Consider the following 22163-nt stretch of genomic DNA (forward strand, 5'->3'; position numbering starts at 1 on the left):
TCGTGGCAAGGCGATGCCCGCGGTTCGGCACGCTGGCTATAATTCGTCGCTTTCCTAATCGGCTGCCACGCATGGAATCCGCAGCGGACCTCTCGATCCTCAATCCCGACGTCGTCGCAGCGTCCGAACGCATCCGCGGCGAGTTCCTGTCGGCGTCGCCGTTTCCACATGTCGTCATCGACGACTTTCTGGATCGCGCCTTCATCCAGGCATTGCTGGAATAGTTTCCGGCGTTCGAAAAAGGCAATGCGATCGGCGACGATGGCATGCCCGGCGGCAAGTCCACGCTGGCCAGGATCCGCGATGTCGGTGCGGCCTACCGCCGGCTGGACGACGTGATCCAGAGCCAGGCATTCCTGCGCGCGGTCGGCGCTTTTACCGGCATCGACGGGCTGCTCTACGATCCCTGGTACCTGGGCGGCGGCACGCACGAGAACCGCGACGGCATGAGCCTGGACCCGCACGTCGATTTCAACTTCCATCCGAGCGAGCGCTGGCACCGGCGCCTGAATCTGATCGTCTATCTCAATCCCGAGTGGGAACAGAGCTGGGGCGGCCGCCTGGAATTGTTCCGCGATCCGCAGGCCGACGCGCGGCCTTCGCGTTCGGTCGCGCCGGTGTTCAATCGCTGCGTGATCTTCGAAACCTCGGAGCGCTCGTGGCATGCCTTTGACCGCATCTGCCTGCCGGAGGATCGCGCGCCGCTGACGCGGCGCTCGATCGCGCTCTACTTCTATACGAAAGACCGACCCGTCGAGGAAACGGCGGACCGGCACACCACGTACTACGTCAATCGACAGCTGCCCGAGCGCATCGCCGAAGGCAGCACGCTGAGCCGCGGCGACGTGGCTGAGATCAGACATCTGCTGGAACAGCGCGATGCCCAGATCCGCATGCTCTACGCGGAAAACACGGCGCTGCGCAAGGCGCAGGACGCCGGCCTCACCGGCCACCTGCTGTATCTGGCCAAGCGCGCCTACGTGCGTTTCCGCCGCTGACGCGCCGCGTCGTCAGTGCGTCGCTATCACCGGCGCGGCTGGTGCCTTGCGCGCGGCTTCGAGCGTGGCCAGCTTCGCCTTGATCGCCGGCATCGCCGCCTGCGCGGCGCGTTCGCCTTCGAGGATGGCCTGGTTCTTCTGCTCGAAATCCGTGGCGCCGATCTGATTGACCTTCGGGCGGATCACCACGTCGGCGCGGGCCAGCTCCTGCTCGCCGAGCTTCTGGCCCATGATGCTGATCGACTGGCCGACCACACCCAGCATGCCCTGCGGATTGCTGCCGTCGGCCTTGGTGGAGATATCCACCGCGATCACCATGTCGGCGCCCAGCTGGCGCGCCGCGTCCACCGGCACCGGGCTGACCACGCCGCCGTCGACGTAATGCCTGCCGCCGATCGTCACCGGCTCGAACACGCCGGGGATGCTGCTGGACGCGCGTACCGCCTGACCGGTGTTGCCGCGCACGAATACCGTGCGGTGGCCGTCTTCGAGCTGGGTGGACACGGCGGCGAACGGCAGCTTGAGTTTCTCGATCGGGCGATTGCCGACCAGCTGGTTCACGTAGTCCTGCAGTTTCTGCCCTTGCACCAGGCCGCGCGAGAAGAACTGCACGTCGCGGATCTTGGCCTCGTCCATGCCAAAGGCCTGTTCCTGCATCTGGAACGGGTCCATGCCGCTGGCGTAGAGCGCGCCTACCACGCTGCCGGCGCTGGTGCCTGACACCACATCGGCACGGATGCCATTGGCCTCCAGCATCTTGATCACGCCGATATGCGCGAAGCCCTTGGCCGCACCGCCGCCCAGAGCCAGGCCGATGCGCAGCTTGGGCACCACCACCGCCGGCGGCGGGGCCTGCGTGGGCTTGGTCTTGTCGCCGCCGAAGCAGGCGGCCAGGGCGAGGGTGGAAAGCAGCAGGGCGAGACGGGCGGGGCGGCGCATGGGGATCGGCGATGGGTGAGATGGCGGGCGAGTGTAAGGCCGGATCGGGCCGGCGCGGGGCGCGGATGAGGCCGGCGCGAGGAAGCGTCAGCCGCCGTATAGCTTCTCAGCGCGCTGGAACAGCACCCAGCTGGTGGCGATGTACTTGTCGCCGCCGCGCGGCCGGTTGCCGCGATGGGTATGGGTGAACGCAGCCGGGGCGATCAGCAGGCTACCGGTACGCGGCGCCACCTTGCGGCCCTGGTGCAGGAACTCGGTCTCGCCCTCGGCGAAGCCGTCGTTGAGATAGATGGTCCACAGCAGGTGCCGGTGCAGCGTCTGCGCGGTGGCGTCGCGCGGAAACAGCTCGCAATGCCAGTACGGGTAGCCGCCGCTGTCGGCACGATAGCGCTGCAGGTTGATCGAACCCGGCACGAAGACCTGGCGCGCGAGCGCGCCGAGCGCGGCGTCGTCCATCGAGGCGATGTCCGTTTCTTCCAGCCGGCGCCGCTCGCCGGTGGCCGGGTCGGGCACCTGCAGCATGAGCGGCGCGATCAGCGTGTAGGGATAGCGCCGCAGATACGCCACCAGGCCGGCGAGCATGGCGAGGTTGAGCGCGGTCTCCGCGTCGCGCCATGCCGGATGCTGGCTGATGGTGATGTCGCTGCTGCGCTTGAGCTGCGGATACACGCCGCCGCCGACCTGGCCGGGCGTGGCGTCGCCACTGCGTTCGAAACGCTCGATCAGCGCGGCGCAATGCTCCGGCGCCAGCGCATCCTCATAGATCTCGATGAAATCGCCCGGCATGTCCTTTCCTGCGATGCGGGCCGGCATGGGCCGGCCCGGTTCGGATACCGCTCAGCCCTGCGCGCCGTCGGCTTCGAGGTGGTAGTGCGTGGCCACCTCGACTTCGTGCTTCGAGCCAAGGAACACCGGCACGCGCTGATGCAGCCCGGTCGGCTGCAGCTCCATGATGCGCTGGCGCCCGGTGGTGGCCGCGCCGCCGGCCTGCTCGACGATGAAGGCCATCGGGTTGGCTTCGTACATCAGGCGCAGCTTGCCGCCCTTGGACTTGATCTTGGCGTCCAGCGGATAGAAGAACACGCCGCCGCGGGTCACGATGCGGTGCACGTCGGCCACCATCGATGCCACCCAGCGCATGTTGAAATCCTTGCCGCGCGGCCCTTCCTTGCCGGCCAGCAGCTCGCCGACATAGCGCTGCATCGGCGCTTCCCAGTGACGCTGGTTGGACATGTTGATGGCGAACTCCGCCGTCTCCTCCGGAATGCGGATGTCGCGGCGGCTCAGGATGAAGCTACCCACCTCGCGGTCCAGGGTGAACTCGTGCGTGCCGTGGCCGAAGGTCAGCACCATCAGCGTGGCCGGGCCGTACACCACGTAGCCGGCGGCCAGCTGCTCGGTGCCCGGCTGCTGGAAGTGTTCGGCCTTGGGTTCGGTGATGCCGTCAGGGCAGCGCAGGATCGAGAAGATCGTGCCCACCGAGATGTTCACGTCGATGTTGGACGAGCCGTCCAGCGGATCGAACAGCAGCAGGTGGTTGCCCTTCGGGTACATGTCGGGAATCTGCTGCGGGTCTTCCATCTCCTCGGACGCGCAGGCGGCGAGCTGGCCGCCCCAGGCGTTGGCTTCGAGCAGGATCTCGTTGGAGATCACGTCCAGCTTCTTCTGCGCCTCGCCCTGCACGTTCTCGCTGCCGGCATTGCCCAGCACACCGCCCAGGGCGCCCTTGCTGGTGGCCACCGAGATGCGCTTGCAGGCGCGGGCGACCACTTCGATCAGCAAGGACAGTTCGGCGTTGATGCGGCCGGCGCGGCGTTCCTCGATCAGGAACTGGATGAGCGAAACGGGCTTCATGGCGGGTCCGTGACGGAAAGGAACGCGCATTGTCCGGGCAGTTGCTGAACCGCGCCAGCCGGAAACCGGCGGCGCGCCTTCACCAAGCTGTCACGACCGGACCGTGGGCCTGCTGACAACACGTTGGCAGCAGGGGGTGCCCAGACTCCTCTTCCGTGCACTGGGCACCCACTAGGAACACAAGGACATGCTGAACCCGATCGTCACCAACTGGTTCGAGATCCCGGTCCGCGAGATGGATCGCGCCATCCGCTTCTACGACGCCGCACTGGGCACCGCCCTCAAGCGCGAGCCGTTCGGCGGCATGGAGCTGGCGGTGTTTCCGTACGACGCCGAGCAGCACGTCACCGGCGCACTGATGCGCCTGGAGCAGTGCGAGCCGTCGATGCACGGCAGCACGGTCTACCTCAGCGTGGCCGACGTGGGCGACACGCTGGCTCGGATCGAGCAGGCCGGCGGTGCGGTGATCGTGCCACGCACGGTGCTGCCGGAAGGGCGCGGCGCGTTCGCGCAGTTCCGCGACAGCGAGGGCAACCGGGTGGGGCTGTGGTCCCGGCAGTGACCGGCAGCATCCGGGCTACGACCGCGGCCGGCAGGGGCCGGCGCGGCGCGGGCCTGGGGAGCGGCGCGATGTCGTGGCGCGCTGCTCCCGTTCGTCGTTATCAGGCGCACCGTCCTGTGCGGACCGCGCGGGCTCAGGCAAAGAAAAAGTATGAGAGGAGGGATGGCAATGCGTGACACCGTGTATTTCCTGGTGTTCGACGGTTTCGCCGACTGGGAGGCCGCGCTGGCCTTATGCGAGATCCGCCGTCCGGGCGATTGGCGCATCGTGACCGTGGGTTTCTCGCGGCGCGCGGTGACCTCGATGGGCGGTCTGAACGTGCTGCCCGAACAGACGCTGGACCGTATCGATCTGTCGCGCGCGGCGCTGCTGATCCTGCCCGGCGGGCACATCTGGCAGCGCGGCGAAGGCGAGGAGGCCATGGATGCCGCCGAGCGCGTGCACGCCGCCGGCGGCACCGTAGCGGCGGTCAGCAGTGCGGTACTGGCGCTGGCGCGACACGGACTGCTGGCGCGCAGCCGGCATACCGGCAACTTCACCGGCTTCGTCGGCGGCCAGGTGCCGGCCTATCCGGGGTCCGAGAAGTACGACCCCGATGCGCTGGCGCTGAGCGAGGGCGGCTTCATCACCGCCAGCAGCCTGGGCAGCGTGGAACTGGCGCGCGAGGTCATCCGCACGCTGGATCTCTACAGCGGCAGTGACCGCGAGCACTGGTACCGCCTGTTCAAGCACGCGGCCCCGCCGCCGTGGTTCGCCGGCGAAAAGGCCGTGATGGCCTGAAGGAGACGTGCCGTGAGCGACGTAATCAACCGAGTGCTGATGGCCCACCGCCCGCTTTATCTGCGCGGACTGCTGATGGATGGGCAATACCGCCTGCCCGCGAGGCCGCCGCAAGCTTCGCGCGGCAAGCGCGCGCCGGTTCCGCCGCGCGTCGCTGCTTCGGCGAGCGGCCTGGCGGCGATTGCCGCGATCGCCGCCGCCGCGCGCCAACCGATCAAGGGAGTTTTTCGATGACCAAGACCTACCACGGCAGCTGCCATTGTGGCCGCGTGCGCTACGAAGCCGACCTCGACCTCGCGGCCGGTACGGGCAAGTGCAATTGCTCGATCTGCTGGAAGATGCGCTTCTGGGGCAAGACGGTGAAGCCGGAGGCGTTCCGCCTGTTGGCCGGCGAGAGCGACCTGACCGACTACCAGTTCAATACGAGCAGCTGCCACCACGTGTTCTGCGCGCATTGCGGCGTGCATGCGTTCGGTCGCGGCTATATCGAGGAAGCCGGCGGCGCCTATGTCTCGGTCAACCTGGCCTGCCTCGATGACGTCCAGCCGCAGGAACTGATCGAAGCACCGGTGCGCTATTTCGACGGCCGCCATAACAACTGGATGGAGACGCCGGCGGAAACCCGCCATCTGTAATGGTCATGAGCAGGCTCGCGGCACATTGCCATGAGGGTCATGCGGACCGCATGGACGCGGCTGCATGGCGCCGTGACATCCGGCGCTGGTCGCGATCGGTCGGCTCGGCGATCATGCACGGATGCGCCGCGCCGATCGTCTCTTCCTCATCATCCACGCCCTGCGCGGGCGCCGTACGGCGCTGCCGGCGCGGCACCTGGCGGACACGCTCGGCGTGTCGCTGCGCACGGTCTACCGCGACGTGGCGGACTTGCAGCTATCCGGCGTACCGATCGAAGGCGAGGCCGGCGTGGGCTACATCCTGCGCAAGGGCTCGGACATTCCGCCGCTGATGTTCAACGCCGACGAGCTCGAATCCCTGGTGGTCGGCACGCGCTTCGTGCGCGCCTTCGCTGGCGAGAAGCTGGCGGCCGGTGCGCAGGCGGCGCTGCTGAAGATCGAGGCGGTGCTGCCGCCGGAGCTGCGCGAGCGCGCCGCGCGCACGCGCATCTATGCGCCGATCTGGCGCGACCCGGGTCGGGTGGCTTTCGCCGAAATGATCGATCGGCTCAATGCGGCCATCGCCGACAGCCAAGTGCTGAGTCTGGACTACGCCGACGAGGCCGGCCGTGCCAGCCAGCGCGAGGTTGAGCCGCTGTGCCTGGCCTTCTGGGGCGGCAAGTGGACGCTGGGCACGTGGTGTCGCCTGCGCGGGGGCTTCCGCAACTTCCGTCCCGACCGCATCGCCGACTGCCGCGTCACCGGCGAGCGTTTCGCCGCGCAGCCCGGCCGTGACCTCGATGCGTATCTCGAGGCCATGCGCGGCTATTACGAAGGCATGGGCTGAGCCGTCAGGGCGACTGCCTCAGCGCTTTGAGAATGCGCTGGCCGGCGCGACCGTCGTCCGGCAAGCCGTGCTTGCGCTGTTCCTGCTGGATCGCCTGGCGCGTCTTGTCGCCGATCATGCCGTCCGCATCGCCGATCTCGTAGCCGCGGGCGATCAGCAGGCGCTGCAGTTCGCGGCGTTCCGCGCGCGAGGTGCCAGGGTCGTCGGTCGGCCATGCGGCGACCAGGCCCGGCTTGCCGCGCAGCCGCTCCGACAGCAGGGCGATGGCCAGGGTGTAGTTGATCGATGCGTTGTACGCGTAGATCGCGTCGAAGTTTCGCAAGGTGAGGAAGGCCGGACCCTGCGTTCCGGCCGGCAGCACCAGGCCGGCGGGTTCGTCGCCGCCGGGCAGGGGCGAGCCGTCGACCAGACGCACGCCCTGGGCGCGCCAGTAGCTCAGCGGGCGTTTCGCGGTGCGGCCGCTCACCTTGCTGTCGAACGGCGTCGGCAGCTTGACCTCGTAGCCCCAGGGCTGGCCGCTCTGCCAGTGCGACAGCTGCAGATAATGCGCGGTCGAACCGAGCGCGTCAGGGACGCTGGCGATCAGGTCGCGACGGCCATCGCCGTCGAAGTCCACCGCCACGCGCTCGAAGGTCGACGGCATGAACTGCGTGTGTCCGAACGCGCCGGCCCACGAACCCTTGAACTCGTCGGCGGTGATGTCGCCGCTCTGCACGATGCGCAACGCCGCGTAGAACTCGCCGCGGAAATAATCCTGCCGCCGCCCCATGCACGAGAGCGTCGCCAGCGACTGCAGCAGCGGCCGCTGGCCGAACTGCTGGCCGTAGTTGCTCTCCACGCCCCACACCGCCATCACCGTGGCCGGATCGACGCCGTAGGTCTGCTGCGCGCGGTCCAGCACCGCGGCCCACTGTTTCATGCGTGCCTTGCCGTCATCGACGCGCTCCTGGTCGACCAGGGCGGACAGGTAATCCCACACCGGGATGACGAACTCGGGCTGGCGGTTGAGCGCGTCGATCACGCTGGTATCGGCCACCAGGTCGCGGGTGTAGCGCTGGTAGGTATCGGCGCGCACGCGCTGCTGCGCGGCCTTGGGCGCCAGGTCGGCGAGGCAGCGGGCGAAGTCGTCCTGCGACTGCGCCAGGGCAGGCGTCGCGAAAAGAGCGAGCAGCATGGGAACAAGGCGGGCGGGGGACACGGGCATGGCGTGGCCGTCTTGGCGGGGAGGGGCATGCAGCGTAACGCAGCGACCGGCCGGCTTGCCGGGGCGCCGCAGAAAGCTGCGCCGCGCTTGGGCTAATCTCGCCCGGCCATCTCCGCCGAGCTGCTCATCGAACCCCGTCGATCAAGGAGCTTCACCATGTCCGAACCGCATGTACGCCACCCCTTGCTGAGCGTTGCGCCCGCCAAGCTGCGGCCGACCCAGCTCACCGTGGGCAAGGCCGAAGTCGCCGAGAAACGTGCCCTCTGGCGCAGCCTGGGCAAGAAGAAGCGCAAGGAGCTAATCGACGCGCACTGGTTTCCCGGCGTGCTCGGGCCGAAGAACAAGGTCTACATCGTTGACCACCATCATCTCGGCCTGGCCTTGCTCGAAGAGGGCGTGAAAAGCGTGCCGGTGATGGTGCAGCGGGATTTCTCCTGGCTGGAGCCGGACGTGTTCTGGCGCACCATGGAGTTCAATCGCTGGGCGCACCCTTACGATGCGCAGGGCAACCGCACTGCCTACGACGCGATCCCCGTCGGGCTGGATCAGCTCGCCGACGATCCATTTCGCACGCTGGCCGCCCGGCTGCGCCAGGCCGGCGGCTACTCGAAGGACGCCACGCCGTATGCCGAGTTCCTGTGGGCGGACTTCTATCGCCGCCGCCTGAAGCTGGCGGGCGGCAAGGTCACCCGCCGCGTCGTAGACGAAGCCCTGTTGCACGCCCACACCCACGACGCGGCTTATTTGCCCGGCTGGACAGGCGTGATCGGGTGAGCGCCCGGCCTTCCGCCGTGCCTGGCTCGCCGGGCGTCGTGGCCGACGTCCTCGCCGGCTTGGCCATCGCCGGTTTGTTGTTGCCCGAAGCGGTGGCTTATGCGGGTATCGCCGGCCTTCCGCCACAGGCCGGCGTGATGGCGCTGTTCGCCGGCCTGGTCTGCTATGGCGCATTCGGCAGCAGCCGCTACGCCATCGTTTCGGCCACGTCGTCGTCGGCTGCGGTGCTCGCTGCCGGCACGCTGGCGCTGGCCGGCGGCGATCCGCTCGCGCGCGCCGCCATCGTGGCGGGGCTGGTGGTGCTTACCGGAGTGTGTTTCCTGCTGGCCGGTGCCCTGTGGCTGGGCGGCCTCTCCCATCTGATCGCGCGCCCGGTGCTGCGCGGCTACACCTTCGGCCTCGCTTGCGTGATCGCGCTCAAGCAGTTGCCTGCGCTGCTGGGCGTGCCGTCGCTGCACGGCGATTTCGTGCCGGCCCTGCTGCTGGATCTGCTCGGCGATATCGGCGGGCTGAAGCCGGCGGCGCTGGGCATCGGCGCCATCGCGCTGCTGCTGCTGTTTGTCTGCGAGCGCGTGCGCCGGCTGCCGGGCAGCCTGCTGGCGATCGCGCTGGGCATCGCCGCCTCCGACTGGCTGGCACGGCACGGCGTCGCGCTGGTCGGCGCGATGCACTTGGCACCGCAGTGGGCGTGGCCGACCTGGCCGGCCAGCGGGCAGTGGCTGCCCAGCGTGGAACTGGCGGCGGCCCTGGTGCTGATCCTCTATGCCGAGTCGTATGGTTCGATCCGCAACTTCGCGCTCAAGCATGGCGATGCGGTGAACCTCAACCGCGACCTGGCCGTGCTTGGTGCGGCCAACATGGTGGCTGGTCTGCTGCATGGCATGCCGGTGGGCGCGGGCTATTCGGCCTCCTCGGCCAACGAAGCGGCCGGTGCGCGTTCGCGCGTAGCCGGCCTGGTTGCGGCGGCCGGTGTGTTGCTGATGGTTCTGCTGCTGTTGCCATGGATCGAGCGCATTCCGATGCCAGTGCTGGCGGCGATCGTGATCCATGCGGTGAGCAAGTCGTTGCGGCTGTCGGTATTCACGCCGTATCTGCGCTGGCAGCGCGACCGCCTGGTGGCATTGGCGGCAGTGCTGTCGGTGTTGTCGCTGGGCATCCTCAACGGTCTGCTGGTAGCGATCGCCTTCAGTCTGATCATGCTGTTGCGCCAGCTCGCCACGCCTCGCCTGAGCGTGCTCGGGCGGCTCGCCGACGGGCACGATTTCGTCGACATTGCCACGCACGCGCAAGCGCACGAGGTGCCCGGCGTGCTGATCGTGCGGCCGGAAGAGCCGCTGTTCTTCGCCAACGCCGAGGCGGTATTCGCCCAAGTACGCCATCGCGCGACCGATCACACAGGCTTGCGCGACGTGGTGTTGAGCCTGGAGGAATCGCCCGATCTGGATGGCACCGTGCTGGAATCGCTGGGCGATTTCGCCGCCTGGCTGGACGCGCGCGGCATCGCGTTGCGCGTGGCGCGACTGAAGGATCTGGCGCGCTCGGCGCTGGAGCGCATGGCGCTGCCCCAGCTTCCGCCACAGGCGCTGGATTACTGGAGCGTCGAGGATGCCGTGCTGGCATGCTCGTCAGAAGCAAAGGAAACGACCTAGTGAAGATCACCCCCCGCATGACCTGGCTGGCGCTCGGTGCCCTGGCGCTCGCCGCGCCTGCCTGGGCCGACGACGCGGCCGCGCGCTTCCATCGGATCTACGAGCAGGAGTGGGCGTGGCGCAACGGCCAGGCCGGCATCAGCAACGCGGGCGAAGCGCAGCCGAGCAACGCGCGCCTGGACGACGTGGATGCGGCCAGCCAGCAGCGCCGGCTGGACGTGTGGCAGAAGGCGCTGGCCGACCTGGGCACGATCGATCCAAGACAGCTCGGCGCCGAAGACCGCATCAACTACGCCGTCTACCGCGCGCAGATCCAGAACCTGCTGGCCGCGCAGCAGTTCAAGCAGTGGCAGATGCCGTTCAACAGCGACTCGGCGTTCTGGAGCGACCTGGGCTACGTGCTCAATGCCGATGACCTGCGCACGCCGCAGGATTACCGCCGCTACCTGGATCGCCTCGGCCAGGTGCCTGCCTATTTCGCCCAGCAGATCGACAACATGCGCGACGGGCTCGACCGCGGCTTCACCGTGCCGCGCGCGGTGCTGGACGGACGCGACGCGTCGATCGTCGCCGTGGCGGAGCTGAAAGACCCTGTGCAGAGCGGTTTCTACAAGCCGTTCGAACATATGCCGCCGAGCGTCCCCGCGGAGGACGCGGCGCGCATGCGTGAGGAAGCGAAGCAGACCATCGCGCAGAAGGTGATTCCCGCGTACGCGACGCTGCTGAAGTTTTTCCGCGAGGAGTACCTGCCGCGCGCGCGCACCACGCTCGCCGCGGAAGCGATGCCCGACGGCAAGGCCTGGTATCGCCAGCAGATCGTCGAGTACACCACGCTGGACCTAGACCCCGATGCGATCCACCAGGTCGGCCTGGAACAGGTCGCGAAGATCCATGCCGAGATGGTCAAGACCATGCAGGAAAGCGGCTTCAAGGGTAGCTTTCCCGAGTTCCTGAAGTTCCTGCGCACCGACCCGCAGTTCCATGCCAAGACTCCGGACGAACTGCTGATGCGCAGCGCCTGGGTAGCCAAGCAGGTGGACGGCCAGCTGGGCAAGTTCTTCGGCCGCCTGCCGCGCCAGCGCTTCGCCATCGTGCCGGTGGCGCCGGACATCGCGCCGTACTACACCTCCGGTCGCGGCGGCGCGAGCGCCTACCTGGTCAACACCTACGACCTGCCGTCGCGCCCGCTGTACAACGTGGCGGCGCTGACGCTGCACGAATCGGCGCCGGGTCATTCGCTGCAGCTGGCGCTGGCCGCGGAGCAGAAAGGCCAGCCGGCGTTCCGCCGCGACGGCTACATCTCGGCCTACGGCGAAGGCTGGGGCCTGTACTCGGAGTACCTGGGCAACGAAATGGGCATCTACAAGACGCCCTACGAGCGGTTCGGCTATCTCACCTACCAGATGTGGCGCGCGTGCCGCCTTGTCGTGGATACCGGCATTCATCACCTGGGCTGGACCCGCCAGCAGGCGATCGACTACCTCACCGACAACACCGCGCTGTCCGCGCGCGAAATCGCCAATGAAGTGGACCGCTACATCAGCTGGCCAGGCCAGGCACTGTCGTATGAACTGGGCTATCTGAAGATCCTGGAGCTGCGGCGCAAGGCCGAGCAGGCGCTGGGCACGAAGTTCGACATCCGCCATTTCCACGACACGCTGCTGCAGATCGGCTCGGTACCGCTGCCGGTGCTGGAGAAGCGCATCGACCGCTTCATCGAGGAGGGCGGCCCGGCGCCGGATTTCGGCTGCGATTGCGCCAAGGGCGACGGGAAGTCCTGATCGGAACGGGCCTGGCCCGGCCAAGCCAGGCCGTCCCCCTGGCTATCTGTGGCAACGACTTCACAAATGTAGTAAAGTTGACCACAACTTCACATGGAGAGTCGGATCATGGCGGCACATCTCCAGCCAGGCACCTTCCCCGCGGCCGACCTCGGCGGCCCGGCGCTGCGCGCGTTCTTCAAGCTCGCCGAGCAGTGGGAGTTGCGCATCAGCGACCAGCGCAAGCTGCTCGGCGATCCGCCGGAATCGACGTTCTACAAGTGGAAGCGCCAGCAGGAAGGCAGCCTCGGTCGCGACGTGCTCGAGCGCATCAGCTATCTGCTGGGTATCTACAAGGACCTGCAGATCCTCTTCACCGATCCCAAGCAGGCCGATGCCTGGGTGCGCAAGCCGAACACGGCGCCGCTGTTCGGCGGCCGTTCGGCGCTGGATCGCATGCTTTCGGGCAACGTTGCCGACCTTTATGTGGTGCGGCAATACCTCGACGCGCAGCGCGGCTGGTGATGGCGGCGCGGCGCGCGTCGCAATCGACGATACGTCGCGCCGGCATACTCGATCGTCCCGGCAGGCATACCGAGACCGCTCCCGTCATGGCTGACACCCCACCCCTCAAACGCCTTCGCTGGAGCCATGCCTATCGCATCGTGCCCAGCCGCTTTCCGCCGGTGAGCGTGTACGACCGCATCGCCGATCCGCAGGACCTGGAAGCGCTGTTCGCCATCGAGGAACTGACCAATCCGCGCATCCGCGACGAGCTTGGCACGCTGCCTCTGGTGCCGAAGGACCGTCGCGTCAGCGGGCCCGGCACGACGCCAGTGATGGCCGCATTCACGCATCTGAATCCCGATGGCAGTCGTTTTTCGGATGGCAGCTGGGGCGTGTTCTACGCCGGGCACAGCCTGATCACCGCGGTGGAAGAAACCGTCTACCACCGTGAGCGTTTCCTCGCCGCCACCAGCGAACCGCCGTGCGATGTGGAGATGCGCTGCTACCGCACCAGCATCCATGCCAGGCTGCACGACCTGCGTGGTGGCTGGGCCGCCGAACACGATCCGGACAGCTACGTCGCCAGCGTCGCGCTGGCACGCCGGCTGCGCGACGCCGGTTCGGACGGCATCGTGTACGACAGCGTGCGTCACCCAGGCGGCGAATGCGTCGCCGTGTTTTATCCGGACTGCGTCGCGCCCTGCGTGCAGGCCGATCACCTGCGCTATTGCTGGGACGGCAAGCGCATCGCGAAAGTGCTGGCCGTGAGCGAGTTGAAGCGCGGCAAGAAGCACGAGGCCTGAAGCGCCGCAGCGACGAAAGAAAAACGCGGGCCACGTCGGTCGCGGTGGCCCGCGGCGCCTTCCCTGCATGGAAGGCGAGAAAACTCAGAGGCGGTAGGCGAAGCTCAGGCCGTAGGCCAGCGGATTGACCGTGACGTGGCCGACCCTGGCACCATCGACGCGCACGTCGCTGGACAGGTCGATCCAGCGCACATCGGCGGTGATGCTCCAGCGCGGGTTGATCCTCACATCGATGCCGGCGTGCGCGGCGACGCCCCAGCTGCTGTCGATGTCGACCTTGGTGCCCTTGAGCGGGCCCTTGCCGTCGATATTGAAGAAGCGCGTGTAGTTCACGCCCAGGCCGACAAAGGGCGACACGGTGCGCTCGGGCATGAAGTGGTAGTTCACGCCCAGCACCGGCGGCAGCTGGTGCGCCTCGGCTACCTTGGCGCCGTCGAGGCGCACGTTGTGGCGGAACGGGGCGGCAAGCAACAGCTCCGCGCCCCAGTTCGGCGTGACCAGGTACTCGATGCTCGCGGTCGGCTTGAGGTCGCTGCTGACCTTGGCCTTCATGCCGGCCAGCGTGCCGTTGTCGGATTTCGGATCGACGACGTGCGCGCCGAAGCGCAGTACCCATGCATCGTCGTTGGCATGGGCGGGCAGGGTAGCGGCGAGGCCCGCCGCGACGAGCAGCGGAAGCAGGATCTTCATGGCGTGTCCTTGTGGTTTTCTCGGATGGCGCATCCATGCTGGCCCTGCGCCGCGATCGCGCATCTGATCTGAGTCAGGAACAAGGCATCGTGAAGGTCTGGCGCGACAATGCGCCGCACGCGAGAGGCGCGTCACAGTTTGCGCAAGCGACAAAAAAAGCCCGCATGAGCGGGCCCTTTTCAGCGACTTTCGACGCCGCTCAGGTGTCGGCGCCTGTCGCGAAACCTTCGCGCGTGCCGCGGTTGAACACACGGTCGCCGTCGAGCACGTCGGCCGCCGCATGCGCCTCGTTCGCCTTCAGGCGCGCGTAGATCGGCGTGAAGTCCGGCCGCGTGGCTTCGAACAGCTGCTCGAAGCTGTCGATCACGAAGTACGTCTGCTGGTAGGTATCGATGCGGTAGCGCGTATTCATCACGCGCTCCAGGCCGAAGCCGATGCGGTTGGGTGCGGCCGAGTCCAGGCAGTAGATCGACTCGCCCTTGGAGCTGACGATGCCGGCGCCATAGATGCGCATGCCCTCGGCGGTGTTGATCAGGCCGAACTCCACCGTGTACCAGTACAGACGCGTGAGGTTCATCAGTGCTTCCGGGCCGATGCCGAACGCCTTCATGCCGCCGCGGCCGTAGGCTTGCATATAGTCGGCGAACACCGGGTTCAGCAGCAGCGGCACGTGGCCGAACAGGTCATGGAACAGATCCGGTTCGCTCAGGTAGTCGAGCTGCTCGGGCTTGCGGATCCACCAGCTCACTGGAAAGCGACGATTGGCCAGGTGATCGAAGAACACCTCATCCGGCAGCAGGCCTTCCACCGCCACCAGCTGCCAGCCGGTGGCCTTGCCCAGCACCTTGTTGAGGTCGTCGAACTTCGGGATGCCGTTCTCGCCCATGCCGAAGCGTTCCACGCCATCGAGGAACTCCTGGCAGGCGCGTCCCGGCAGCAGTTCGCGCTGGCGCCGGTACAAGGTGTTCCACACGTCGTGATCGGTACGGCCATAGCTGGACCAGGGCTGCTCGACCACGCCGGTGGCGTACACCGGCACATAACCGCGGTCGGTCTGCTGGTGTTCGACTTTGCGTGGCGTGCTGTGGTCCATGGCGGGCCTCCGGAGCGGAATGGTCAATCCCGGCGAGGCCGGGAAGCTACCCAACAGCATATGGCCAAGCCCACGCACGAAGGTTGTTTTGTTGCATGCATTGGCGTCATATGAGCAATATTCTTGCTCATATGGCGTTATTGTTTGGAGTATCTTGCATGGCCAATCTCGACCGTACCGACCTGCGCATGCTCGCCGTCCTGCAGTGCGAAGGACGCATCACCAATGCGGAGCTGGCCGAGCGGGTGAGCCTGTCGCCCTCGGCCTGCCTGCGTCGCCTGCAACGGCTGGAAGCCGAGGGCATCCTTACCGGCTACAGCGCGCAGGTGGACCCGGAAGCGGTGGGCCTTGGGCTGCAGGCCTTCGTGCGCGTACAGCTGGGCAAGCACGAGAGCGAATCGATCGAGCGCTTCGTGCGGCAGGTGAACGAGTGGGACGAGATCGTCGCGTGCTATGCGCTGACCGGCGACATGGATTACCTGATGCATATCTATGTCGCCGATCTGCAGCACTTCTCACGCTTCCTGCTCGATCGGCTCCTCAACGCCTCCGGCGTGGCGGACGTGAACTCCAGCTTCGTGCTGCGCACGGTGAAGCGCTCGGCGGCGCTGCCGTTGTCGCAGCTCGAAGGCTGACGCTCAGGCCGCGTCGCCGGCCAGCGCCGGCAGCTCGCCGCGGTCGCGGCTGCGGCCGATGCGCAGCGCCAGGAAGGCGGCGACCACGCCGGTGGCGCCGGCGATCACGAACGGCATCAGGTAACTGCCCAGCTGCACGCGCAATACGCCGGCCAGGAAGGCCGCGCAAGCCGCGCCGACCTGGTGGCCGGCGACCACCCAGCCGAATACCACCGGCGCGTCGCGATCGCCGAAGGCATCGGTGGTCAGGCGCAGCGTGGGCGGCACTGTGGCGATCCAGTCCAGGCCGTAGAACACGCCAAACAGCGACAGGCTGGACAGCGAGAAATCGGAATAGGGCAGGTAGATCAGGGATAGCCCGCGCAGCCCGTAATAGGCGAACAGCAGCTTGCGCGGATCAATGCGGTCGGTGAGCCAGCCCGACGCCGTCGTGCCGAACAGGTCGAAGATGCCCATCATCGCCAGGAGTCCGGCCGCGCGCACCTCGGGGATGCCGTGGTCGCCGCACAACGCGATGAAGTGCGTGCCGATCAGGCCGTTGGTGGTGAAGCCGCAGACGAAGAAGGTGGCGAACAGCAGCCAGAAGGTGCCGCTGCGCGAGGCGTTGCGCAACACGCCCAGGGTGAGCGCGAACAGGTTGCCTGAAGAGCTGCCGGCATCGACCGGCTCATCGGCGGGCGCGCCATAACGGCGCAGGCCGATGTCGGCGGGCCGTTCGGGCAGCAGCCAGAGCACCAGCGGAATCAGCGCCGCGCTCACCGCCGCGATGGTCAGCACCACCGCGCGCCAGCTGAAGTACTCGGCGATCGCCGCCAGGCCGGGAAGGAAGATCAGCGTGCCGGTGGCCGTGCTGGCGGTAAGCAGTCCCATCATCAGGCCGCGGTGCGTGCTGAACCAGCGGCCCACCACGGTGGCGCCCAGCACCACCGCGATGCAGCCGGTGCCGGCGCCCGACAGCACACCCCAGGTGGCGACCAGCTGCCAGGGCCGGCTCATCAGCGCACTGGAGGCGGCGGCCAGGGCCATCACCGCCAGCGCGGTCAGCATCACCCGGCGGATGCCGAATTGCTGCATCAGCGCCGCGGCGAACGGACCCATCAGGCCATAGAGCAGGATGCCCACCGCAGCGGCGGAGGAAATGCTGTCCTGGCTCCAGCCGAAGGCGCGGCCCAGCGGCAGCATCAGCACGCCGGGCGTCGCGCGCATGCCGGCCGAGGCGAGCAGGGCCAGGAAGACGACGGCGATGACCACGAAAGCGTAGTTTTGGCCGAACGGCCGGCGTCGTTGTATAGTCATGTTACCGATCGGTACGTGGCGGGAGCGCAGAGTACGTACCGATCGGTAACATTGTCAACAGGCCGACCATGTCCCAGCGCACGAAATCCACCCCGGAAACCACGGAAACCCCCGAGACGCCGCGCCGCGCCGCCGACCGCATCCGCGATACCGCCTTCGACCTGTTCTATCGCGAGGGCATCCGCGCCATCGGCGTGGAAGAAATCGTCAATCGCGCCGGCGTGACCAAGCCCAGCCTCTACCGGGCGTTCGAGTCCAAGGACGAGCTGATCGCCGCCTACCTGCGCGACTACGACCGCCGCTTCTGCCAGAGCTTCGAGGCGCCGGCTGCCGATCACCCGGACGATCCCAAGGCGCACCTGCTCGCGTACGTGGACAGGCTCGCCGTGCGTGCCAGCAGCGAGGGGTATCGCGGCTGCGGCCTCACCAACGCCGTCATCGAATACCCGGATCCGGCCCACCCGGCCCATCAGGTCGGCGTGGACAGCAAGCAGGCGCTGCGCCAGCGCCTGCGTGACATGTGCACGGCGATGGGGGCGAAGGATCCGGATGAATTGGCTGACGGGCTACTGCTGTTGATCGAAGGCAGCTACGTCTCCGGCCAGGCGTTCGGCGAGGGCGGTCCCGCGCGCGTGCTCGGCGCGATGGCGCGCCGCCTGATCGAGGCCAGCCTGACCTCGCGCTAGTTTCAAACGTTGGGGATGGCCGTCTGCACCATGCGCATGCGCATCGCCGACGTATCGTCCGACTAACGCTAAACTAACCGGACTGATGAGCACCGATACCGTCTCCACCCAGGACCGGGATTTCCTGCGTCCGCTGCGCTATTTCTGGCGCATCCCCCTGTTGCTCCTGCATGTCCTGCTGGGCGTGCTGCTGTGCGCCGGCATTCTCAGCTGGAACAAGCACGTGGTGATGAAGGACGGCCGCGAGCCGTTCGCGCATCGCATGATCCGCTGGTGGTCGACCAAGCTGCTGCGCATCTTCGGCCTGCGTTCGGTGCGCTTCGGGCAGCCGTTGCGCGACCCGGTGCTGTTCGTCGCCAATCACACTTCGTGGATCGATATCGAGCTGCTGCACAGCCAGCGCGCGGCCTGCTTCGTGGCCAAGGCCGAAATCGCCAGCTGGCCGCTGGTCGGCTGGCTGGCCGCCAGCGGCGGCACCATCTTCCACCGCCGCGGCAACAACCATTCGCTGGCCACGGTGATGCAGGTGATGGTCGATCGCCTGCGCGGAGGGCGATCGGTGGCGGTGTTCCCGGAGGGCGGTACCGGCCACAACGGCGCGTTGCGCGTCTTCCATGCGCGCATTTTCCAGGCTGCGCTCGACGCCGAGGTGCCGGTACAGCCGGTGGCGCTGCGCTTCGCGCGCGACGGGCGCCGCGTGATCGACGCCGGCTTCCGTGAGCGCGAGAATTTCATGCAGAACTTCCTGCGCTTGCTCGGCGAGGCGCCGCTGGACGCCGAAGTGCATTTCCTCGAGCCGGTACCGGCCACGCCCGATGCGCGCCGCCGCATGGCCGAGCTGTCGCGCGAGCGCATCGCCGCGGCCCTGGAAGATCGTCCGGCATGACGCTCCCGCGCGGCGCCGATTTCCGTCCGCCCTGGCCACTGAGCAGCGGGCACATCCAGACCATGCTTTCCTCCAGCGGGGTGCGCCGGCAGCTGTTGCCGCGCGCCGCGCAGACCGTGCGCGAGAACGCGCAGGCGGTGATGGTGGACGGCGGCGACGGCGTGCGGCTTACCGGCGCCTACACGGCGCAGACGTCGCGGCCGCGGGCGCGCGGACTGGCCGTGTTGTTCCACGGCTGGGAAGGCAGCGTGGATTCCACCTACGTACTGCAGACCGGCAGCCGGCTGCTGGCCGACGGATGGGACATCTTCCGCCTCAATTTCCGCGACCACGGCGACAGCCATCCGCTCAACGAGGCGCTGTTCCATTCCTGCCGCATCGATGAAGTGATGCACGCGCTCGGCGATATCGCACGCCGCTGGCCGGCGCGGCCGCTGGCCCTGGCCGGCTTTTCGCTCGGCGGCAATTTCGCCCTGCGCGCCGCCCTGCGCGCGCCGGCGGCCGGCGTGCCGCTGAGCTACGCACTGGCGGTATGCCCGATCGTGGATCCGGGCGAGGGCCTGTTCTCGCTGGAGGAGGCCGCGCCCTGGTTCTATCAGGCCTACTTCCTGCGCAAGTGGCGGCGCTCGCTCAAGGCCAAGCAGGCGGCGTTCCCGCAGCGGCAGTACTTCGAGCTGGACGAGCTGAAGCAGAATCTGCGCGGGCTCACCGAGTCGCTGGTGCTGCGCCATACCGATTTCGGCTCGCTGCAGGCGTATCTGGATGGCTATTCGGTCGCCGGCGACGCGCTGGCGGCGATGCAGGTTCCGGCCACCATCCTGACCGCGCGCGACGATCCGGTGATCCCGGTAGCGGCCTTCGAGCAGCTGCGCCTTCCGTCCAACGTGGAGCTGGATATCGCGCCGCACGGCGGCCATTGCGGCTTCATTCGCGGCCTGGACATGACCAGCTTCACCGACGACTACATCGCGGCGCGTTTCAACGCGATCGCCTGAGCGCCACCCGCTCCCAGGGATTCGTTATAGGCTGGGGAACCCCTTCCCATGGAGGTCCCCATGCGCCTGTTGCTCGCCTTCGTGTTCGGCCTGCTCGCCGTGCCCGCCGTGGCCGCGCCCCAGCTGGACAAGCTCACCCTGCCCAAGGGTTTCCATATCGCGGTGTACTCGGACCAGGTGCCCAATGCGCGCGAGATCGCGCTCGGCGCCAAGGGCACCGTGTTCGTCGGCTCCAACGATGCGGGCAAGGTCTATGCCCTGACCGACAGCACCGGCAGCGGCAAGGCCGACAAGGTGCGCACCATTGCCACCGGCCTGCAGCTGCCGGTAGGCGTGGCGTTCAAGGACGGCGACCTCTACGTATCGGCGGTGAGCAAGATCGTGGTGCTGCGCGATATCGAGAACCATCTCGACGATCCGCCGAAACCCGAAGTCGTGTACGACAAGTTTCCCACCGATACGCACCACGGCTGGAAGTTCATCGCCTTCGGCCCGGACGGCAAGCTCTATGTGCCGATCGGCGCACCCTGCAACTTGTGCGACAAGGACAAGGACTACGCCAAGCTCACCCGTCTCAACAAAGACGGTAGCGGACTGGAAGATGTGGCTTACGGCATCCGCAATACCGTCGGCTTCACCTGGCGGCCGGGCAGCAAGGATCTGTGGTTCACCGATAACGGCCGCGACCTGATGGGCGACGACATGCCCAGCGACGAGCTCAACCGCCTCACCCGCGTGGGCGAGCATTTCGGTTACCCGTATTGCCATCAGGGCGACACGCTGGATCCGGAATTCGGCAAGGGCAAGAGCTGCAAGGACTACACGCCGCCGGTGTACAAGCTCGGCCCGCACGTCGCTTCGCTGGGCCTGCGTTTCTATGAAGGATCGCAGTTCCCCGCCAGCTACAAGGGGGCGTTGATCATCGCCTTGCACGGCTCGTGGAATCGCACCAAGAAATCGGGCTATCGCGTTATGGTCGCCCGCCTCAACGGCAACAAAGTAGTGTCATACGAACCGCTGATCGACGGCTTCATGCAGGACGAGAAAGTCTGGGGTCGTCCCGCCGATGTACAGCCGCTGCCGGACGGCAGCCTGCTGGTGAGCGACGACGAAGCCGGCGCGATCTACCGCGTGACCTACCAGGCCAAGTAGGCGGCATCGAGGCAACACGACGAAGGAGAACAGCCTTGCAGCTACGCAGCGATAGTTTCCAGAACGGTCAGCCGATTCCGCCCCGGCTCGCTTTCGGCAAGCCTGGCGAACCGGTGGCTCTGTCGGACAATCTCAGCCCACACCTGGCGTGGAAAGATGCGCCTCCCGCCACGCGTTCGTACGTGCTCACCTGCATCGACACCGACGTGCCCAGCCGCGGCGACGACGTCAACCAGCCCGATCGCACCGTGCCCGCCGATCTGCCGCGCGTGGAGTTCGTCCACTGGCTGATGGCGAACATCCCTGTAGAGTTCGTCGAACTGGGCGAAGGCGCCTGCAGCACCGGCATCGTCGCGCGCGGCAAGCGCGCGCCGGCCGGACCGCCCGGCAGCGTGCAGGGCAAGAACGACTACACCGGCTGGTTCCAGGGCGACCCGGACATGGGCGGCGAGTACCTGGGCTACGACGGCCCGTGTCCGCCATGGAACGACGAGCGTCTGCATCACTATCACTTTCGCGTCTATGCACTGGATACCACGCTGGCGCTGGCCGACGGTTTCACCATCGACGAACTGCGCAAGGCGATGCGCGGCCATGTGCTCGCCGAGACGGAAATCGTCGGCACGTATGCGATCTACGACCGCGCGGTGGCGCGCGCTTAGCGGCCGTTTAGCACGCCAAACGCTGTAGCGGTTCGATGTAGTGAAGGTGTGCAGGCCGCGGCGCGCGGCCTTCACGCCGGCAAGGCGCGCGCTATGGATGAATGAGCCAAGGACGTTCCGTCCCGCTTCGCCACCGAGGAATCGCGCCATGCTGCACTATGCCCTGGTCTTTCTGGTCATTGCCATCATCGCGGCGCTGCTGGGTTTCACCGGAATCGCAGGCACCGCGGCGGGCATTGCCAAGATACTGTTCATCGTGTTCCTGATCCTCGCCGCGATCGCGTTCTTCCGGCGGGCCAGCTGAATGCGAAGCTCCGTTCCGCGCACATCGGCGCGGGAAATTCGCTAGAGTCCATCTTCCCGTCCCAAGGAGAACGCCATGAACCATGAAGTCCGGGCGCAGGAAACGACTCCCGATCAGGCCATCGGCACGGGCGGCAGCCGCATCGAGGAGAAGGCCGAGCGCATCAAGCACGCCGCGTCCGATGCCGTAGCCGGCGCCAAAGAGAAATTCGACCACGCCGCCGATCGCGTGGAGGAAGGCATCCATCGCGCCACCGACAAAGCGGCCGGCGCCGCCACCCGCGCCAGCGAGAAGGCCAACGAATACAGCGAGCGCGGCCGTGAAGCCTACGACGAAGCCATGGACCGCGCGGACGTCTGGCTGGAGAAGGCGCGCGACTACGTGCGCGAGAAGCCGGTGCAGTCGGTCGCCATCGCGCTGGGCGCGGGCTGGCTGCTCGGCCGCATTCTGCGTCGCTGATCCGGCGGACGGCG

The 22163-nt window shown here is 67.3% G+C and carries 26 protein-coding genes and 1 pseudogene; 20 read left to right on the forward strand and 7 right to left on the reverse strand.

Translation table 11 applies throughout. From position 1 onward, the window contains the following. Window positions 1-71: 71 nt before the first annotated feature. Both ACNR9O_RS21030 and ACNR9O_RS21035 read left to right on the forward strand, forming a co-directional pair. A complete protein-coding gene (locus ACNR9O_RS21030; protein ID WP_473685103.1) occupies window positions 72-224 on the forward strand; it encodes a hypothetical protein in 153 nt (50 codons plus the stop codon). A 42-nt stretch (window positions 225-266) separates the two neighbouring features. Next, entirely contained in the window at window positions 267-998 is a 732-nt protein-coding gene (locus ACNR9O_RS21035; RefSeq protein ID WP_473685101.1) for a 2OG-Fe(II) oxygenase, read from the forward strand. Window positions 999-1010: 12 nt separating this feature from the next. Here the strand turns inward: ACNR9O_RS21035 and ACNR9O_RS21040 are convergent, their stop codons facing one another. From ACNR9O_RS21040 to ACNR9O_RS21050, 3 genes are all read right to left on the reverse strand, one after another. After that, entirely contained in the window at window positions 1011-1943 is a 933-nt protein-coding gene (locus ACNR9O_RS21040; protein ID WP_473700826.1) for a patatin-like phospholipase family protein, read from the reverse strand. An 81-nt stretch (window positions 1944-2024) separates the two neighbouring features. Then, window positions 2025-2723, reverse strand: coding sequence for a 2OG-Fe(II) oxygenase (locus ACNR9O_RS21045; RefSeq protein ID WP_473685097.1), 699 nt, complete (start codon window positions 2721-2723; stop codon window positions 2025-2027). Between the two features lie 51 nt (window positions 2724-2774). Further along, on the reverse strand, window positions 2775-3791 hold the full coding sequence (locus tag ACNR9O_RS21050) for a class 1 fructose-bisphosphatase (RefSeq protein WP_473685095.1): 1017 nt from the start codon (window positions 3789-3791) through the stop codon (window positions 2775-2777). Between the two features lie 187 nt (window positions 3792-3978). Here ACNR9O_RS21050 and ACNR9O_RS21055 point away from each other — a divergent pair, with 187 nt between their 5' ends. The 5 genes from ACNR9O_RS21055 (at window position 3979) to ACNR9O_RS21075 (ending at window position 6594) form a co-directional block, all read left to right on the forward strand. Continuing rightward, window positions 3979-4353, forward strand: coding sequence for a VOC family protein (locus ACNR9O_RS21055; RefSeq protein WP_473685093.1), 375 nt, complete (start codon window positions 3979-3981; stop codon window positions 4351-4353). Between the two features lie 168 nt (window positions 4354-4521). Next, a complete protein-coding gene (locus ACNR9O_RS21060) occupies window positions 4522-5133 on the forward strand; it encodes a DJ-1/PfpI family protein (protein WP_473685091.1) in 612 nt (203 codons plus the stop codon). Between the two features lie 12 nt (window positions 5134-5145). Continuing rightward, window positions 5146-5367 (forward strand): hypothetical protein, encoded by a 222-nt coding sequence (locus ACNR9O_RS21065; protein ID WP_473685089.1) that lies wholly within the window; start codon window positions 5146-5148, stop codon window positions 5365-5367. Further along, window positions 5364-5768, forward strand: a complete 405-nt coding sequence (locus ACNR9O_RS21070; protein WP_473685087.1) for a GFA family protein — start codon at window positions 5364-5366, stop codon at window positions 5766-5768. The genes ACNR9O_RS21065 and ACNR9O_RS21070 overlap by 4 nt, the downstream gene beginning before the upstream one ends. Window positions 5769-5889: 121 nt before the next feature. Further along, the gene (locus tag ACNR9O_RS21075) at window positions 5890-6594 is read left to right on the forward strand and encodes a helix-turn-helix transcriptional regulator (RefSeq protein WP_473685085.1); all 705 of its coding nucleotides are present in this window, start codon (window positions 5890-5892) and stop codon (window positions 6592-6594) included. Window positions 6595-6601: 7 nt separating this feature from the next. On the opposite strand, the pseudogene ACNR9O_RS21080 reads toward ACNR9O_RS21075, so the two are convergent. Then, window positions 6602-7798: pseudogene (locus ACNR9O_RS21080) on the reverse strand (lytic murein transglycosylase); the annotation flags it as partial. Window positions 7799-7954: 156 nt separating this feature from the next. Between ACNR9O_RS21080 and ACNR9O_RS21085 the strand changes: the two are divergent. The 5 genes from ACNR9O_RS21085 (at window position 7955) to ACNR9O_RS21105 (ending at window position 13291) form a co-directional block, all read left to right on the forward strand. Further along, on the forward strand, window positions 7955-8572 hold the full coding sequence (locus tag ACNR9O_RS21085) for a ParB-like protein (RefSeq protein WP_473685081.1): 618 nt from the start codon (window positions 7955-7957) through the stop codon (window positions 8570-8572). Further along, window positions 8569-10221 carry a SulP family inorganic anion transporter gene (locus ACNR9O_RS21090; protein WP_473685079.1) on the forward strand — a complete coding sequence of 551 codons (1653 nt, stop codon included), beginning with the start codon at window positions 8569-8571 and terminating at the stop codon, window positions 10219-10221. Before ACNR9O_RS21085 ends, ACNR9O_RS21090 begins: the two co-directional genes overlap by 4 nt. Before the next feature lie 17 nt (window positions 10222-10238). Continuing rightward, entirely contained in the window at window positions 10239-12002 is a 1764-nt protein-coding gene (locus ACNR9O_RS21095) for a DUF885 domain-containing protein (protein ID WP_473700827.1), read from the forward strand. A gap of 108 nt (window positions 12003-12110) precedes the next feature. Further along, window positions 12111-12506 carry an MbcA/ParS/Xre antitoxin family protein gene (locus tag ACNR9O_RS21100; protein WP_473685075.1) on the forward strand — a complete coding sequence of 132 codons (396 nt, stop codon included), beginning with the start codon at window positions 12111-12113 and terminating at the stop codon, window positions 12504-12506. Between the two features lie 86 nt (window positions 12507-12592). Continuing rightward, window positions 12593-13291 carry an RES family NAD+ phosphorylase gene (locus ACNR9O_RS21105; RefSeq protein WP_473685073.1) on the forward strand — a complete coding sequence of 233 codons (699 nt, stop codon included), beginning with the start codon at window positions 12593-12595 and terminating at the stop codon, window positions 13289-13291. An 84-nt stretch (window positions 13292-13375) separates the two neighbouring features. Here ACNR9O_RS21105 and ACNR9O_RS21110 read toward each other — a convergent pair whose 3' ends face one another. Next, a complete protein-coding gene (locus tag ACNR9O_RS21110; RefSeq protein WP_473685071.1) occupies window positions 13376-13981 on the reverse strand; it encodes an OmpW/AlkL family protein in 606 nt (201 codons plus the stop codon). Window positions 13982-14180: 199 nt separating this feature from the next. After that, on the reverse strand, window positions 14181-15074 hold the full coding sequence (gene phhA / locus ACNR9O_RS21115; RefSeq protein ID WP_473685069.1) for a phenylalanine 4-monooxygenase: 894 nt from the start codon (window positions 15072-15074) through the stop codon (window positions 14181-14183). A 158-nt stretch (window positions 15075-15232) separates the two neighbouring features. On the opposite strand from phhA, the gene ACNR9O_RS21120 reads away from it, so the two are divergent. Beyond that, entirely contained in the window at window positions 15233-15709 is a 477-nt protein-coding gene (locus tag ACNR9O_RS21120) for an Lrp/AsnC family transcriptional regulator (protein WP_473685067.1), read from the forward strand. A 3-nt stretch (window positions 15710-15712) separates the two neighbouring features. Here ACNR9O_RS21120 and ACNR9O_RS21125 read toward each other — a convergent pair whose 3' ends face one another. Further along, complete coding sequence (locus ACNR9O_RS21125; RefSeq protein ID WP_473685065.1) at window positions 15713-17005, reverse strand: MFS transporter; 1293 nt, start codon at window positions 17003-17005, stop codon at window positions 15713-15715. A 68-nt stretch (window positions 17006-17073) separates the two neighbouring features. Here ACNR9O_RS21125 and ACNR9O_RS21130 point away from each other — a divergent pair, with 68 nt between their 5' ends. From ACNR9O_RS21130 to ACNR9O_RS21160, 7 genes are all read left to right on the forward strand, one after another. Continuing rightward, window positions 17074-17691: a TetR/AcrR family transcriptional regulator gene (locus ACNR9O_RS21130; RefSeq protein WP_473685063.1), complete on the forward strand. Its 618-nt coding sequence runs from the start codon at window positions 17074-17076 to the stop codon at window positions 17689-17691. An 85-nt stretch (window positions 17692-17776) separates the two neighbouring features. Further along, window positions 17777-18577 (forward strand): lysophospholipid acyltransferase family protein, encoded by an 801-nt coding sequence (locus tag ACNR9O_RS21135; RefSeq protein ID WP_473685061.1) that lies wholly within the window; start codon window positions 17777-17779, stop codon window positions 18575-18577. Continuing rightward, window positions 18574-19572, forward strand: a complete 999-nt coding sequence (locus tag ACNR9O_RS21140) for a YheT family hydrolase (protein WP_473685059.1) — start codon at window positions 18574-18576, stop codon at window positions 19570-19572. Before ACNR9O_RS21135 ends, ACNR9O_RS21140 begins: the two co-directional genes overlap by 4 nt. A 60-nt stretch (window positions 19573-19632) precedes the next feature. Next, on the forward strand, window positions 19633-20724 hold the full coding sequence (locus ACNR9O_RS21145; protein ID WP_473685057.1) for a PQQ-dependent sugar dehydrogenase: 1092 nt from the start codon (window positions 19633-19635) through the stop codon (window positions 20722-20724). A gap of 35 nt (window positions 20725-20759) precedes the next feature. Beyond that, complete coding sequence (locus ACNR9O_RS21150; RefSeq protein WP_473685055.1) at window positions 20760-21386, forward strand: YbhB/YbcL family Raf kinase inhibitor-like protein; 627 nt, start codon at window positions 20760-20762, stop codon at window positions 21384-21386. 148 nt (window positions 21387-21534) lie between these two features. Continuing rightward, window positions 21535-21690: a DUF1328 domain-containing protein gene (locus ACNR9O_RS21155; protein WP_473685053.1), complete on the forward strand. Its 156-nt coding sequence runs from the start codon at window positions 21535-21537 to the stop codon at window positions 21688-21690. A gap of 75 nt (window positions 21691-21765) precedes the next feature. Beyond that, window positions 21766-22149, forward strand: coding sequence for an ElaB/YgaM/YqjD family protein (locus ACNR9O_RS21160; RefSeq protein WP_473685051.1), 384 nt, complete (start codon window positions 21766-21768; stop codon window positions 22147-22149). The last annotated feature ends 14 nt before the right edge of the window (window positions 22150-22163 follow it).

It is taken from the genome of Dyella sp. CR10, assembly GCF_055814425.1.